Source organism: Acidovorax sp. LjRoot117 (assembly GCF_964252695.1).
GTDB lineage: Bacteria > Pseudomonadota > Gammaproteobacteria > Burkholderiales > Burkholderiaceae_C > Acidovorax.
This window is the reverse complement of the sequence record NZ_CAXUPO020000010.1, coordinates 131047-147201: the sequence shown is the minus strand read 5'-3', so window position 1 is coordinate 147201 and position 16155 is coordinate 131047. Positions and strand designations below refer to the sequence as shown.

Annotated in this window: 10 protein-coding genes; 6 read left to right on the top strand and 4 right to left on the bottom strand. The window is 67.7% G+C overall.

Annotated features, from left to right (window positions below):
• The first annotated feature begins 10 nt into the window (after positions 1-10).
• The gene (locus tag ACSQ3D_RS21765) at positions 11-2164 is read left to right on the top strand and encodes a DUF4135 domain-containing protein (protein WP_056173876.1); all 2154 of its coding nucleotides are present in this window, start codon (positions 11-13) and stop codon (positions 2162-2164) included.
• Between the two features lie 362 nt (positions 2165-2526).
• On the opposite strand, the gene ACSQ3D_RS21760 is transcribed toward ACSQ3D_RS21765, so the two are convergent.
• Positions 2527-3231: a pyridoxamine 5'-phosphate oxidase family protein gene (locus ACSQ3D_RS21760; protein ID WP_436128288.1), complete on the bottom strand. Its 705-nt coding sequence runs from the start codon at positions 3229-3231 to the stop codon at positions 2527-2529.
• Between the two features lie 285 nt (positions 3232-3516).
• Positions 3517-4092, bottom strand: a complete 576-nt coding sequence (locus ACSQ3D_RS21755) for a carboxymuconolactone decarboxylase family protein (protein WP_436128287.1) — start codon at positions 4090-4092, stop codon at positions 3517-3519.
• A gap of 165 nt (positions 4093-4257) precedes the next feature.
• Between ACSQ3D_RS21755 and ACSQ3D_RS21750 the strand changes: the two genes are divergently transcribed.
• Positions 4258-5142: an AraC family transcriptional regulator gene (locus ACSQ3D_RS21750; RefSeq protein ID WP_396507393.1), complete on the top strand. Its 885-nt coding sequence runs from the start codon at positions 4258-4260 to the stop codon at positions 5140-5142.
• A gap of 234 nt (positions 5143-5376) precedes the next feature.
• Here ACSQ3D_RS21750 and ACSQ3D_RS21745 read toward each other — a convergent pair whose 3' ends face one another.
• Both ACSQ3D_RS21745 and ACSQ3D_RS21740 read right to left on the bottom strand, forming a co-directional pair.
• Positions 5377-7059: a diguanylate cyclase domain-containing protein gene (locus tag ACSQ3D_RS21745; protein WP_436128286.1), complete on the bottom strand. Its 1683-nt coding sequence runs from the start codon at positions 7057-7059 to the stop codon at positions 5377-5379.
• A gap of 2 nt (positions 7060-7061) precedes the next feature.
• Positions 7062-8156, bottom strand: a complete 1095-nt coding sequence (locus ACSQ3D_RS21740) for an ABC transporter substrate-binding protein (protein ID WP_436128285.1) — start codon at positions 8154-8156, stop codon at positions 7062-7064.
• A 58-nt stretch (positions 8157-8214) separates the two neighbouring features.
• Between ACSQ3D_RS21740 and dnaG the strand changes: the two genes are divergently transcribed.
• The 4 genes from dnaG to ACSQ3D_RS21720 all read left to right on the top strand — a co-directional run bounded on the left by dnaG (position 8215) and on the right by ACSQ3D_RS21720 (position 15898).
• A complete protein-coding gene (dnaG, locus tag ACSQ3D_RS21735; protein WP_436128284.1) occupies positions 8215-10302 on the top strand; it encodes a DNA primase in 2088 nt (695 codons plus the stop codon).
• Between the two features lie 257 nt (positions 10303-10559).
• Positions 10560-12932, top strand: coding sequence for an RNA polymerase sigma factor RpoD (gene rpoD / locus ACSQ3D_RS21730; RefSeq protein ID WP_056411739.1), 2373 nt, complete (start codon positions 10560-10562; stop codon positions 12930-12932).
• Between the two features lie 308 nt (positions 12933-13240).
• Positions 13241-14275: a tripartite tricarboxylate transporter substrate binding protein gene (locus tag ACSQ3D_RS21725; protein ID WP_056411740.1), complete on the top strand. Its 1035-nt coding sequence runs from the start codon at positions 13241-13243 to the stop codon at positions 14273-14275.
• 48 nt (positions 14276-14323) lie between these two features.
• The gene (locus ACSQ3D_RS21720) at positions 14324-15898 is read left to right on the top strand and encodes a methyl-accepting chemotaxis protein (protein WP_056411741.1); all 1575 of its coding nucleotides are present in this window, start codon (positions 14324-14326) and stop codon (positions 15896-15898) included.
• Positions 15899-16155 lie beyond the last annotated feature (257 nt).

Here is a 16155-nt window from a genome sequence, read left to right as displayed (position 1 = left end):
GGAGCACGCCATGCCACCAGTCGGTATCCAATCCTTCATCAATTATTCCGGCGGTGCTGCGCAAAGCGTCAGCTTGGCCAATGCAGGCAACGCGCTTCGCGCTGTCACCGGGTCGCTGGGCGAGCGTGTGTCGCTGTTCTTCACGCGTGCCACCACGATCCAGGCGCAGAATCAGGCGGTACGGCAAGAGTTTGCCAACGCGCTCACAACCCAGTATGGCGCGGCCGTAGCCAACCGCGTGTTCACGCCCGCGCACGTCAACCAGACACCGCTGTCCGCTCGCGAAGTGCGCACCGCCCTGGGCCAGGCCGCCTTGGAAAACCACCGGAACACCGCGCTCGCCGGCCAGCCCCCCATCGGTGCCTTCGCCACACAAAAACTGGAGGCGCGAGAAACCAGCTTCCTGCGCAACAACGCGGGACCCTTGCAGGCCAACGTTATGACCGGCCAGGTCGCCACGCAGATCGTGAACGCCTACCAAGCATCGGGCGCCATGGCCCTGGACCAGGAAGCCACACGCATGGCAGCCAGCGCGGCCCTTGGCACCGCGGCCGACGTTCAGGCTACCGCGGTGGTCAACCACGCCGTGGCCAACATGGCCACGCCCAACGCGGCGCGACAGCCGATGTACGAGGCCTTCCTGCGCACTGCGCTGGCGAACATGGCCCCGCGCGCCATGGCGGCCGACCCGCGCCCCAATTGCCCGCTGCTCACGCAACTGGCGGGCAAGCTCGCAGAGTCGCTGGACAACCACATCGGCATGATGATGAGCACACAGATCATGGCCCACCCGAACCATGACGCGCTGGCTCTCCAACTGGCAGCCGACCCGGTGGCGCTGTTCGCCCAGAACCCCAGCATGCTGCAAGCGCTGGACACCGAAATGGTGGCCTTTACCCGCAACATCGACGACATGCTGCAGCGCGCGCAGGCCGACATCGCCGGCATCGAGAACACGTTCTTCGCGGGTGCGGCAGCGGGTGATGTGACCGGCATCCACGTCACCGGCAGTGACCCGCACCATGGCGGCCAGCGGGTGATGATCATGACCTTCGCCAATTTTCCGAACGATCCTGTGGTCTACAAACCACGCGACTGCCGGGTAGACGCCTGCATCGCGGGCGAAGGCGGCGCGGGTGGCGTACCGGGCAGCGTGGCCGACATCGTAAATAATGCCGTCGGCGCAAACACCATACCGACCTACCGCTACATGCTGGGTGGCTTGAACGGCGACGAATACGGCTTCGTGCAGCACCTTTCGCACCAGGCGGCGGATTTCGATTGCGGCGCCAACGCCGCCCTGGCCGGCAATTACTTCCGCGACATGGGTCGCCAGGCGGCCGTGGCCTATCTGTGCGGCGTGACCGATTTGCACCAAGGAAACTTCATCGTCTCGGGCGGGAGGCCGCACATGACCGACCTCGAGATCGCCTTCAGCCGCTCGGTGCTCGACCGTACCGGCGCGCTGCCCAGTGTGGGCGCCACGGGTCTCGACCGGGCGCTGACCAGCGTGGACGAAAACGAGTTCCGCCTGCCCTTCATGGTGGGCGGAGGCGGTGCGTTCGTTCCCCAGCATAATGTCGCGCCGAGCGCCACCGCGAATTTCGTCAATTTCAATGGGCATCCTGCGCGGCTGGACGATCCCATACACGGAGCCGCGTTCCAAGCGGAAGCGCAGACAGGCTTTGACGAGGTGCTCGACGCCCTGGCCGCCAACCCTGCCAACGGGCAACTCACCACGCTACTGCACAACCACTTCGGCGGCATGAACGTGCGCTACCACCCCATCACGACCCTGTCGCAGCTGCAGACGCTCGAAGTGCGCAAGCTCAACTCCGATTTGGCGCCTGACCGCGCCGTGGCGGGCAACCTGACCGTCGGCGACGTGGACCAACGTTATGCTCTGGGAGATGTACAACACCGTTTCGACGCCGTGGCCAGACAGGACTTCGCGATCGGCGACGTGGCGTATTTCACCCGACAGCTCGGCAACGCGCAGGACGTGTTCCACCACGACCGCAACGGCGCAGCCGTGGTGCCCGACGTCGGTCACGTCTTCGGCTATGACGGGCTTGGCGATGCACTGGCCCGCATCGCCGATATCCATAACAACCCCGCGACGGTTTTGGCGATGAAAGCCAGCATGGCGAACTTGGTAGGGTAAACCTACATATGCACGGTGCTGGGCATTGGCTCGGCGCCGTTCCAAGGAGGCTCTAGACCCCGCTTGAGCCAGAGGCTTCATCGACAGGGAACGCATCCAGTGGCTGAACGCAGCGCGCGACCCCGAGGACATCGCGCAGCATTACGAGCGTGGGCCGCAGCTGACCTTGAAAGCCAGTTGGGGACGAACCTTCGGATTGGATCGGCGTAGCTTCAGGCATCGCAGTCGAGCACGCACCCCAGCGGGAAACTGCATCTGAAATGGCCGAGTTCCGGAAGCACACCGCGCTGAGGGTGCGAGCCCATGCGACCGACGGCGACAACGCGAAAGCAATCAAGCGCGGACCTAGCGCGGCTCTCCCCTCAATACAAGGTAGCCTGCTGCCGCGTTGGCAGCGCTTCGTCATACGCAGCACCATCAAAAGCGTCGTGCGTGATGGCCGCCAGGATCGCGCCCGGCGTGGGCACCGGGCGCGGGGTGCCGGCGGGCACGGCGTCCCACAGGCGCGAGCGCTGGATGGCGCGCGCGCACTGGAAGAACACGGTGTCCACGTCCACCACGATCACGCACTTGGGCGGCTGGCCGTTGACCACGAAGCGCGCGAGCAGCTCGGGCGCCACGCTGATGCGTGCGCGGCCGTTCACCCGCAGGGTTTCGCCCACACCGGGAATGAGAAACAACACCGCCACGCGCGGGTCGGTGAGGATGTTGCGCAGGCTGTCGGCGCGGTTGTTGCCGCGGCGCTCGGGCAGCAACAGGGTCTTATCGTCCAGCAGTTGCACAAAGCCCGGCGGGTCCCCGCGCGGCGATGCGTCGAGCCCGCCGGGGCCGGTGGTGGCCAGCACGGCAAACGGCGCGGCTTCGATCATCGCGCGGTAGGTGGGGTGCACGTAGGGCACCTCTTTGTGCAGGGAGGCATCGCCGGGCTGGCCCATCAGCGCCTCCAGGGCGGCCAAGGTGTCGATGGCATGGGGGTCCGCCTGCGCAAGGGCGGGGCCTGCGGTGGCGGCGGTTTCGGTGGCGGCGGTTTCGGTGGCGGCGGTTTCGGTGGCGGGATGAGGTGGCATGGCGGTCTTGGTCGGTAGGTGATGGCAAGGATCAGTGCCGGGGTCCATGGTGCGCGAGACGGCCGCCGCTGGCAAATGACATTGACATTGGACATTGCAGCGCAGCATGCGTGACAACGTCTCCCCCATGCCGCCCGCCATGACGCCTCCAATGTCACAGCGCTGCCTCCGCTCCACGCTTTGCGGCGTGGCTGCAGCTGCAGCTGCAACTGCACACAGCCGAAAGCCCTGAAGCCAGCGCTGACCCGTGACGCCTCACTGTCAGCGCCTCAGCGCCTCAGCGCCTCAACGCGCGGGGCGCAGCTTCACGCCCGGAAAGTCCACTGGCACCGCCAGCGCCACGTTCACGTAGTTGGTGAACAGGTTCAGCGCCACGTGGGCGATGATCTCGACGACGTGCTCGTCGTCCAGGCCCTGGTCGCGCAGCGCCTGCACATCGGCGGCGTCGACCTGCCCGCGCTCGTTGACCAGTTGCAGCGCAAACCGCAGCACGGCGGCGGTGCGCGGGTCGGCCGATTCGCCCGACTGCGCGGCGGCCAGCGCATCGCCGCTCACGCCCGCCTTGCGACCCAGCGCGGTGTGCGCGGCCAGGCAGTAGTCGCAGGCATTGCGGTTGGCCACGGCGACGGCGATCTGCTCGCCCAGCGCGGCACCAATGACACCACCTCCCAGGGCGCCGAAAGCGCTCCACATGCTCTGCAATGCCGCCGGTGAGTGGGCCACTGCGCGGAACATGTGGGGTGTGGCGCCGAAAGCACCGTGGATCTGGTCCAGCAGCGCGCGGGCCGGGCCGGTGGCGGTGGCGCGGTCCACCAGGGGAATGCGGGGCGAGGCGGAGACAGCAGCGGTCTGGGAGGTCATGGTGGTTTCCTTGGAAGTGATGGGAAAGAGGTTGCAGGCCGGCGCCCAGGGGGTTGGAGCACCGGGTGCTTGATGAACTCAGCACCCCTGCAGTGTCTGGCCGAGAGTCGCACCATTGGGAATTAATCATCTACAATTCATACCCATTCATCCAGAACCACGGCCATGACCCAGAGCGACTCCACCCCGCAGCCGGCGCCGTTCGACCGGCTGTCGTCGCTGCTGGAGCGTTTTCGGGTGCGGGCGCATCTCTTTCACACCGGCCCGCTGTGCGGGGTGACGCACTTCGCGGCCGCGCCCGGGCGGGGGTTTTTGCATGTGCTGCGGCGCGGCGAGATGGTGGTCACCCACCAGCCGCTGGCCGGCCCGCCCGAGCGGCTGGAGGTCTGCGAGCCCAGCCTGCTGTTCTACGCGCGGCCGCTGGAGCATTTTTTTCACAACGCGCCGGTGGACGGCTCGGACTTCACCTGCGCCGCGCTCGACTTTGACGGCGGCGCCAGCCACCCGCTGGCCCGCGCCCTGCCCCCGCTGGTGCTGCTGCCGCTGGCTGATGTGCCGGGACTGCAGCTGTCGCTGGACCTGCTGTTTGCCGAGACCGACCGCCTGCGCTGCGGCCACCGCGTGCTGGCCGACCGGCTCTTCGAGGTCGTGCTGCTGCAGTTGCTGCGCTGGCTGCTGGACCACCCCGACAGGGCGCAGATGCCGCCCGGCCTGCTCACCGGGCTGGCCGACCCGCAGCTTGCGCGCACGCTCACGGCCCTGCACGAAGCGCCCGGCGAGCCGTGGAGCCTGGAGCAGATGGCCGCGCAGGCCGGCATGTCGCGCAGCGCGTTTGCCGCCCGCTTCAAGGCAGTGGTGGGCGAGACGCCTGCGGACTACCTGGCCCACTGGCGGCTGACGCTGGCGCAGGCCCACCTGCGCGGCGGCCGGTCGATCAAGTCGATGGCGCAGGAGCTGGGCTACGCCAACCCGTCAGCGCTGTCGCGCGTGTTCGCGCAAAAGCTGGGGCTGTCGCCACGCGCATGGCTCGATGCCATGGGGCAGCCGTGACGGACGCCAGGGCGCGGTGATGCGGTAGGAAGGCCGTAGGAAGGCGAGACGGAGGCGTGCAGGCCTGGCGGGCGCGGGCACTGCAGCAGCGTACAGGGCGCTTTTCATGCATGAAAAATGCCTCTACCGCTCTCTGGAAAAGCGCGAACAGCTATCAAAACAGTAGCGCCTATCACTTTCAGCACCCGGGGACAGTGGCCCTGAGTGGCAACGCGTGTGCGCCCCCCGCACCGCTCACACGCGGCGGCGATGGCTTTGCTTGGTGCGGTACATCGCCGCATCCGCGTTGGCCAGCAGGGTGTGCGCGTCCTGCGCATCGCGCGGGAACAGGCTCACGCCGATGCTGGGGCGCACGGGCAGCGGGCGGCCTTCGATGCTCAGGGGCACGTGGAAGGCGCGCTCGAGCTTGGCGGCGATCTGCAGCGCTGCGTCTTCGGAGTCGACGTTCTCGCACAGCACCGTGAACTCATCGCCCGCCAGCCGCGCCACCGTGTCGGACTGGCGCACCGCCCCCACGATGGTGCGGGCTGCAGCCTGCAGCACCAGGTCGCCCACCGCATGGCCGTGCGCGTCGTTGATGCGCTTGAACTCATCGAGGTCCACGAACAGCAGCGCGCAGGCGCGGCCGCTGCGGCGCGACAGCTCCAGCGCCTGGGCCAGGCGCTGCTCGAACATGCGGCGGTTGGGCAGGCCGGTGAGCGCATCGTGGTGGGCCAGGTGGGCCATGGCGTCGCGGCTGGCGTTCAGCTCGGTGATCTGGCGGCCGATCTGCTGCTCCATGTCGTGAAAGCTGCGCGCCAGCTCGCCGATCTCGTCCTTGCGCTGCAGCGGCAGGTCGCTGTGGGGCCGGCCCTGCGAAAACGCCTGCGCGGCACGCACCATGGCCTGCAGCGGCTGCGTGACCAGGCGCGAAACGCCTGCGGCCAGCAGCACGCCCACCGCGCTGAGCACCAGCAGGATCTTGAACACGCTGCGGCCGAGCTCCAGCACCTCGCCCTGCACCGCAGCCAGCGGCTGCGACAGCCCCACCACCATGAACCGGCCCTCACCCTCCCGCCCGAACGGCATGCGCACGAACGAGAACGCGCGCGCCTCCTCGTCGTCGGTGGCCGGCTGGCTGAACACGGCCTCCGTGCGGGCGCCGCTGATCAGCGGGGCGGCGGGCGCAAAGGTGTCCTGCACCAGAATGCGCTGCCCGCGGTCGAAGCCGAAGGCCTGGGTGGCATCCGGGTGCACCAGAAAGTCGCCCCAGCGGTTGCTCAGGAAGAAGCCATACGGCGCGGGCAGCGCTGCATGGAAGCTCTGCAAGAACCGCTGCGCCGCCACCCGCACCACCACCACGCCCCGCACCTGGCCGCCGCGCACCACCGGAGAGGCCATGCTGAAGACCGGCAGCGCCTCGGCATCGTCCGCGCCTTCGTGGTTGATGCCGAACTCCGACACATACACCTCGCCCGCGCCCAGCGCCAGGGTTTCGAACACGAAGGGGAAGTGCGCCTTCTCCTGCAGCTCGTCGTCGCCAGCGCGTATCCAGGCGTCACCCTTGCGGTCGATGCGCACCTGCTCGAGGCCATAGTCCTGCGCCGCGATGAAGCGGATCTGCAGGTAGCTGGGGTGGGTGATCAGGCTGGCGCGGAACACATCGGCCAGCACGTTGCGGTCCTGCTCGATGCTGGCCACGCTGGCCAGGAAGGCGGCGTCCCGCGCCACTGCGCCGAAGCCCGCCTGCAGGTGCCGCGCCAGCACCTGCGTGGTGGCCAGCAGCGCCTGCTCCGCCCGCCCCTGCAGGCGCGTGCGGCTGGACTCGAAGGTGTAGTAGCCCGCCAGCAGCGCGGCCAGCACGCTGAAGGACGCGAGCAGCACGGCCAGGCGCAGCGCAATGCCCCAGGTCACGCCGCGGCTGCGGGGCGACGCCATCGTCAGAACCTCGCGGGCCGGTCGCCCGACAGGATGCGCCGCCACAGCTGCGCGCGGCGGGCTTCGTCCTCCACCGGCTCCAGCCACACGATGGCGCCGGCCGGCGCATCGCCCGACAGCGCGGGCGGCTCCTCCAGCGTGTTGGCCAGGCCCTGGCGCCGGGTGAGCTCGCGGCTCACGGCCGGCTCGAGCATGTAGTCGATCCACTGCGCCGCCAAGCCCGCCTGCGTGGAGCGGCGGGTGATCGCCCAGCAGTCGAGCCAGGCCAGCGCCCCCTCGCGCGGCACCACGTAGCCCACGTCCAGCCTCGCGTCGCGCAATTGCTTGAGCTGCTGCTGGCCGTAGTTGGCATGCATGACCGCGATGCGGTGCTTGCGAAACAGCTCCAGCGATTCTTCCGGCAGGCTGTAGAACGAGCGCACGTTGCGCCGCAGCGCCACCAGGTCCCGGGCCAGCGGGCCGAACTGGCTGGCGGCGATGTGAAACGGCGGCAGCCCCCGGTACATGGCCGCCAGCGAAAACCCGTGGCTGCTGCCGTCGAACGCCAGCACCCGGCCGCGCCAGCGCGGGTCCCACAGCACGCCGATGGACTGCGGCGGAGTCGTGAACTGCTGGCGGTCGTAGATGAGGCCCATCTCCGAATAGGTGTAGGGCATGCCATAGACATCCATGCCCTGGGCCAGGCCGGCGATGGCCTGCAGGTTGCGAAAGCGCGGCAACTGGCGCTGGGCGTTGGGGATGTTGCTCAGCGGCAACGGTGACAGCAGGCGCCGGGCTGCCAGGCGGGCGATTTCCGCCGTGTTGGCGGCCACCAGGTCAAAGCCCGGTGCGGCCGCGCCGGCCAGCTGGGCCCGCAGGACGTCGTCGGACGCCACCGTAGTGATCTCCACCTTGACCCCGTGGCGCTTCTCGAACGTGGCCACGATGTCCGGGTCCGCGTAGCCCGGCCAGGCCAGCACGCGCAGCACCGTGGCTGCCCGCGCGGGCACGGGGTGCAGCACCGCAGCGGCCCAAGGCAGCAGCGCAGCCAGGTCCCTGCGCCGCAGCGCAGAGGTGCTGGACGCGCCGACCGCCCGCCACCGTGCCATTGCCACCATGCCCGAAAGCCTTTTTTGCAATACTTGGTAACAAACAGTTTACGCGGACAATAGGCCGGTGACGATCCCCCAGTCTTTCATCCAGGAACTGCTTGCCCGCGTCGATGTGGTCGACATCGTGGGCCGGTACGTGCAGCTCAAGAAGGGCGGGGCCAATTTCATGGGGCTGTGCCCCTTCCACGGCGAAAAGTCCCCCTCCTTCAGCGTGAGCCCCGCCAAGCAGTTCTATCACTGCTTTGGCTGCGGCAAGAACGGCAACGCCATCAGCTTTCTGATGGAGCACGCAGGCATGGGCTTCGTCGAGGCGGTGCAGGACCTGGCCCAGCAAGTGGGCCTGCAGGTGCCCGACGACGACATCTCCCCGCAAGAGAAAGAGCGCGCCGCCGCCGCCCGCCAGAAGCAGGCCACGCTGACCGATGTGCTGGAGAAGGCGGGCGACGCCTACCGCCGCCAGCTGCGCGAGTCGCAGCGCGCCATCGCCTACTTCAAGGGCCGCGGCGTCTCGGGTGCCATCGCCAAGCGCTACGGCCTGGGCTATGCGCCCGAGGGCTGGCGCAGCCTGGCCAGCGTGTTCCCCCACTACGACGACCCGCTGCTGGAAGAAAGCGGCCTGGTCATCGTGGGTGAAGACGGGCAGGACAAACGCTACGACCGCTTTCGCGACCGGGTGATGTTCCCCATCCGCAACGTCAAGGGCGAATGCATCGGCTTTGGCGGGCGCGTGCTGGGCGACGACAAGCCCAAGTACCTGAATTCGCCAGAGACCCCGGTGTTCCACAAGGGGCGCGAGCTGTACGGCCTGTTCGAGGCCCGCACGCCCATCCGCGAGCACGGCTACGCCCTGGTCACCGAGGGCTACATGGACGTGGTGGCGCTGGCGCAGCTGGGCTTTCCGAACGCGGTGGCCACGCTCGGGACAGCCTGCACGCCCGAGCATGTGCACAAGCTGCTGCGGTTTACCGAATCGGTGGTGTTCAGCTTTGACGGCGACGCCGCCGGCCGGCGCGCGGCGCGCAAGGCGCTCGATGGCGCCCTGCCCCACGCCACGGACACGCGCAGCATCAAGTTCCTGTTCCTGCCGGCCGAGCACGACCCGGACAGCTTCATCCGCGAGCACGGCACCGATGCCTTTGCCAAGCATGTGAGCGAGGCGGTGCCGCTCAGCCGCTTCCTGGTCGAGTCGGCCAGCGACGGCTGCGACCTGGCCACCGCCGAGGGCCGCGCCCACATGGCCAGCAACGCGCGCCCGCTGTGGTCGGCCCTGCCCGACGGCATCTTGAAGCGCCAGGTGCTGGGCGAGCTGGCGGACCTGACCCAACTGCGGGCGCAGGACCTGGCGGACCTGTGGGGCCAGGCCACGGCGCGCGAGGCACCGCGGTCATCGCACTCCGGCCACGGCGGCCCCGCGGGCGCCGGCAGCGCGCCGCCCCGGCAGGCCCCTGCGGCCTATGACCACGAGCCGCCCTCCTGGGACGCCCCGCCCGACGCGGGGTCCTGGCCGCCCCAGGGCGAGCCGGCCGGGGGATACGACGGTGGCTACCAAGGCGGCTACGGTGGCGGTGGCGGTGGCGGCACTGGACAAGGCGGCCAGGGCGGCAGCTACGGCAACAAGCCCCCGTTTCGCAAGAGCGGCGACTGGAAGGGCAACTGGAAGAAAAGGGACAAGGACGCCCCCTGGCCGCCCCAGCCCCGCCTGCCGCGCACGCCCACCGCCAGCCGCACCGACCACGCCGCGCGCCTGCTGCTGTCGCACATGGCGTTTCTGGAAGAGCTGACGCACGACGACCACGCCACCCTGTGCGCGCTGCAGCCGCCCCACGGCCCGCTGTTCAGCTGGCTGGAGGCGCAGTTCCACGAACACGGCCCCCTGGCCTGGGCGGTGCTGCGCGAGAGCCTGCGCGAGCACGAGTGCGAGGCGCTGGCTGTGAAGGTGATGACGGGCTCGCACGCCCAGACCGAAGGCGACCTGCAGGAGCTGCGCACGGAACTGCGCGATTTACTGAACCGCATGCAGGTCGAGGACATCGAAGAGCAGCAAAAACTGCTGATGCTGCAGGCCGCCACCGACGCGACCGCCCTGGAGCGCTACCGCGAGCTGGAGCACAAACGCAGGGTTTTGCTGGGCTTGGGGCCGAAGGCCGCTTGAAATACCGCCAAGAGGTATAATGTAGGGTTAGTTAGCGGCAAGAGCGACAGCAGCACCTCCGAACCGGGCCACCGTGACAAACGCGCACAACCAGCCCAACCATCGCAAGGACTGCACACCAAATGATCGCCCAGACATCTTGCCCCTGAGGGTTCCCCCTCGACCAGCGCATGCCTTTCGGGGCTCGCTGTGCCACCCGCGCCGGGATCTGTGGCGTTTGCGTTTTCTTTGTGTCCGTTTTTGATTCTGAGGTGCCCATGCCCGCTCAAAAGTCCGCGAAGCCGCCCAAGTCTGCTCCAGCTACCGCCGCCAAGGCCGTCTCCACCCCTGCTGCCAAAGCGCCCGCGAAGGCCGCGGCCAAAAAGTCCGCCCCCGCACCCGCTAGAGCGGCCAAGAAAGTCCAACCAGTGCCCGTGAAAAGTTCTGCCGAGCTGACCAAAGCTGCCGATGAATTGCTGAAGAAGAAGCCTGCCCGTGCCAAGGCAGTTGCTGCATCCGACGAAGACGATACTCCCAAGAAGCGCCCTGGCCGTCCCGCCAAGGCCGCGGGCGACGCCGACGCCAAGGCGCCCGCCAAGCGTGGCCGCAAGCCCAAGGCCGCCGCCGGCGCCGAGGAAAGCGGTGACGATACCGACCTGTCCGACATCGAAGCGGACCTGGAAGGCGAAGTCGAGGACACGCCGGAGGCCGCAGCCACGGTCGAGAAGGTCAAGCCGCTGCGCATGAAGATCAGCAAGGCGAAGGAACGCGCCTTGATGAAGGAATTCGGCCTGGACGAGACCGTCCTGTCCGAAGAAGACATGGCCAAGCGCCGTGCGCGCCTGAAGGCACTGATCAAGCTGGGCAAGACGCGTGGCTACCTCACGCACGTTGAAATCAACGACCACTTGCCTGACAAGCTGGTCGACGCCGAAACCCTCGAAGCCGTCATCACCACGCTGAACGACCTGGGCGTGGCGGTGTACGAGCAGACGCCCGACGCCGAAGCGCTGATCATCACGGACAACGCCCCCGCTGGCGCCACCGAGGAAGAAGCCGAAGAAGCCGCCGAAGCCGCACTGTCCACCGTGGACTCGGAATTCGGCCGCACCACCGACCCGGTGCGCATGTACATGCGCGAAATGGGCACGGTCGAGCTCTTGACCCGCGAAGGCGAAATCGAAATCGCCAAGCGCATCGAAGGCGGCCTGATGGCCATGATGGAGGCGATCAGCGCATCGCCCGCCACCATCGCCGAGATCCTCAACATGGGTGAAGAGATCCGCGAAGGCAAGGTCGTCATCTCGACCATCGTGGACGGCTTCTCCAACCCCAACGAGGCCGACGACTATGTGGCCGAAGAAGACTTCGACGAATTCGACGAAGCCGACGACGACGACGGCAAGGGCGGCTCCAAGGCGCTGACCAAGAAGCTCGAAGAACTCAAGAAGCAGGCGCTGGAGCGCTTTGACAAGCTGCGCGAGCTGTTCGAAAAAGTGCACAAGGTGTACGACAAGGAAGGCTACGGCACGCCTGCGTACGTCAAGGCGCAAGCCGCTTTGTCGGCCGAGCTGATGACCATCCGCTTCACCGCCAAGACCATCGAGAAGCTGTGCGACATGGTGCGCGGCCAGGTGGACGACGTGCGCAAGAAGGAGCGCGAGCTGCGCCGCATCATCGTGGACAAGTGCGGCATGCCGCAGGAAACGTTCATCAAGGACTTCCCGCCCAACCTCTTGAACCTGCAGTGGGTCGAGAAGCAGGCCAACGCCGGCAAGCCCTGGTCATCCATCATCGCGCGCAACATCCCGCCCATCCAGGACCTGCAGCAAAAGCTGATGGACCTGCAGTCGCGCGTGGTGGTGCCGCTGACCGAGCTCAAGGGCATCAACAAGCGCATGAACGAAGGTGAAGCCACCTCGCGCGATGCCAAGAAGGAAATGATCGAGGCCAACCTGCGCCTCGTGATCTCGATCGCCAAGAAGTACACGAACCGCGGCCTGCAGTTCCTGGACCTGATCCAGGAAGGCAACATCGGCCTGATGAAGGCGGTGGACAAGTTCGAATACCGCCGCGGCTACAAGTTCTCGACCTACGCCACGTGGTGGATCCGCCAGGCCATCACCCGCTCGATCGCCGACCAGGCGCGCACCATCCGTATCCCGGTGCACATGATCGAGACGATCAACAAGATGAACCGCATCAGCCGCCAGCACTTGCAGGAGTTCGGCTTCGAGCCCGATGCGTCCATCCTGGCGGCCAAGATGGAGATCCCGGAAGACAAGATCCGCAAGATCATGAAGATCGCCAAGGAGCCGATCTCCATGGAAACGCCGATCGGCGACGACGACGACAGCCACCTGGGCGATTTCATCGAGGACGGTGCCAACACCGCCCCGATCGAAGCCGCCATGCAGGCCGGCCTGCGCGACGTGGTCAAGGACATCCTGGACGGCCTCACGCCGCGCGAAGCCAAGGTGCTGCGCATGCGCTTCGGCATCGAGATGACCAGCGACCACACGCTGGAAGAAGTGGGCAAGCAGTTCGACGTGACCCGCGAACGCATCCGCCAGATAGAAGCCAAGGCGCTGCGCAAGCTCAAGCACCCCAGCCGCTCGGACAAGCTGCGCAGCTTTATCGACTCGCTGTAATACGGCGCACAAGACGCGGCATTCAATGCCGCGAACCCCTCAAAAAGCCCTGGCCGCGTTGCGGCGCAGGGCTTTTGCCATTTTTTCTGCTGTTTCACCACAGACCCGCGTTAACCCGGACGCTCTAGACAGCAAAATGACAGCTTGTAACGCGACGATTACACACCGCTGAAGGAGACTGTCATGCAGTTCGGCAATCTCCAGGAGCAGGCCTTGTGTCCCGACCCGGATTCCGGTTCAGACACCTGCCCCCTGTGCATCCTGCGCGTGCCCGTTCAACGACCTGCCACCTTTTTGCGAGACACCGCATGACCACATCCTTCAACCGCCGCGACATCCTGGCCCGGGCTGCTGCAGCCAGCGCTGTCAGCGCCCTGGGCGCCACCCTGGCGCCCGCCGCCTGGGCCCAGGCCGCGGGGGCGGCCGCACGCAGCAGCGCCCATGCCAAGGCCACCAAGCTGGCCCCCACGCTGCGCATCGTGATTCCGGCCAACCCCGGCGGCGGCTGGGACCAAACAGGCCGTGCGCTGGGCGCCGCCCTGGTGGGCGTGGGCGCAGCGGACCAGGTCGAGTACGAGAACATCGGCGGCAAGGGCGGCACCATCGGCCTGGCCAAGTACGCTGAAAAATACGGCAACGACGCCAACACCCTGCTGATGGGCGGCATGGTGATGGTGGGCGCCGTGGCGCTGCAAAAGCCCGCCGTGGACCTGACCCAGATCCAGCCGCTGGCACGCCTGACCAGCGACTACCTGGTGGCCGCCGTGGCCGCCAAGTCCCCTATCCAGAACACCAAGGACCTGGCCGAAGCCCTGCGCGCCGACCTGCGCGCGGTGCCCGTGGCCGGCGGTTCGGCCGGCGGCGTGGACCACATCTTCGCCGGCGTGCTGGCGCGCGCGTCCAAGGCCAACCCCGAGAACCTGGTCTACAAGCCCTTCGCCGGCGGCTCCGAGGTGGTGGACGCCGTGCTGTCGGGCAGCGCGACCGTCGGCCTGTCGGGCTACAGCGAGTTCAGCGATGCGATCGCCGCCGGCAAGCTGCGCGCCATCGGGGTGTCGTCCCGGCGCAGCGTGTTCGGCCTGCCCGCCTTCCGCGAGCAGGGCCTGGACGCGACCATGGCCAACTGGCGCGGCGTGTTCACCGGCAAGGGTGTGGCAGCCGCACGCACGGCCGAGATGCTCAACGCCGTCGAGGCCGCCACCGGCCATGAATCGTGGCAGCGCACGCTCAAGAACAACCGCTGGGACGCCTCCTGGCTCTCGGGCAAGGACTTGGCGGAGTTCATGGAACTGGACCTCACCACCGCCCGCGTGATGGTCTACCTGCTCAAGCTCAAGGCCTGAACCTTGCGGCCCATGGCGAGACCCCCTGCTGATCTCTGGAACTGACCCATGAAGATGTCCAACCACTCCATCGGCGCCCGCATGGCGACGGCGCTCGGCCTGGTGCTGGCGCTGATGATCGGCGCCGCCCTCTTCGGCATCGCGGCGCTGTACCGCACGCTGGGCACCTACGACACCACGGTGCAGGAACGCGTGGCGCAGGAGCGCGCCGTGAGCCGCATGGAAAGCGACTTCAAGACGCAGGTGCTGGAGTGGAAGAACACCCTGCTGCGCGGTGAGGACTCGCGCAAGCGCGAGCTGCACTGGGCCGCCTTCCAGGCCAGCGAAAAGCGCGTGGCCGATGCCGCCCGGACGCTGGAGCCCCAGTTGGCCGACGCGCAGGAAAAGGCCGCGCTCCAAAAATTCACCCAGGCCCACACGCAGATGGCGCAGGGCTACCGCAAGGGCTTCGAAGTGTTCCAGTCGCTGGGCTTCGTGCCGTCCGCGGGCGACGCCGACGTGGCCGACATCGACCAGGGCCCGGCCAAGCTGCTGACCGAACTGAGCCAGCAGGTGGCGGCCAGCAGCGCGGCCATTGCCCAGCAGGCGGCTGCTGACGCGCGGCGGGCCCTCGTCAGCAGCCTGGTGGCGCTGGCGCTGGTGACCGCGCTGGGCGCCTGCGCCGGCTGGCTGCTCACCCGCTCGGTGGTGCGCCCGCTGGGCGTGGCAGTGTCGCTGGCCCACAAGGTGGCGGCGGGCGACCTGACCACCAGCATCCGTGTCGAAGGCCGGGACGAACCCGCGAAGCTGCTCGAAGCCCTGCGCGCCATGCAGGACAACCTGGAGAACGTGGTGGCCGGCGTGCGCAGCAATGCCGAAGGCGTGGCCAGCGCCAGCGCCGAGATCGCCCAGGGCAATGCCGACCTGAGCATGCGCACCGAAGAGCAGGCCGCCTCGCTGGACGAGACCTCGTCGTCCATGCAGCAGCTGCAGGCCACGGTGCAGCAGAACGCATCGAACGCACAGCGCGCCAACGAACTTGCCCGCAACGGCGCCACCGTCGCGCAGCGCGGCGGCGACGTGGTCACGCAGATGGTGGAAGTGGTCCAGGGCATCCAGGACAGCTCGCGCCGCATCTCGGACATCATCGGCGTGATCGACGGCATTGCGTTTCAGACCAACATCCTCGCGCTCAATGCCGCAGTGGAGGCCGCACGCGCGGGCGAACAAGGCCGCGGCTTTGCCGTGGTGGCCAGCGAGGTGCGCAACCTCGCCACGCGCAGCGCCAGCGCTGCGCGCGAGATCAAGGCGCTGATCCAGACCAGCGTGGAGCGCGTGCAGGCCGGTTCCGACCTGGCGCGCGACGCGGGCACCACCATGGCCGAAGTGGTGTCCTCCATCCGCGAGGTGAGCAGCCTCATGGAAGAGATCAGCCAGGCCAGCGCCGCGCAGACCTCGGACATGCAGCGCGTGACCCAGGCGATCGTGCGCATGGACGACGTCACGCAGCAGAACGCCGCGCTGGTGGAAGAAAGCGCCGCCGCCGCTGGCAGCCTGAGCGGCCAGGCCCGCCAGATGGTGGAGGCCGTGGCGGTGTTCCGGGTGCGGCAGCACCACGCGGCGCTGCCAGGTCCAAAGGCTTGATATCTCGCACGCCGGACCTTTGATACGGTCTTGGCGAGGGTGTGGTTAGAGCCTGAGATAGGCCAAGTGTCCTGCCCGCCCGCCCCCACCCGTTCGGGCTGAGCGTGTCGAAGCCGGGGCAAGACCTCAGTGCAGCCCTTCGACAAGCTCAGGGTGAACGGTTCAGGGGCTGGGGACGGGCTGGGATCCACATCCACCCGTTCGGGCTGAGCCTGTCGAAGCCGGGGCAAGACCTCAGTGCAGCCCTTCGACAAGCT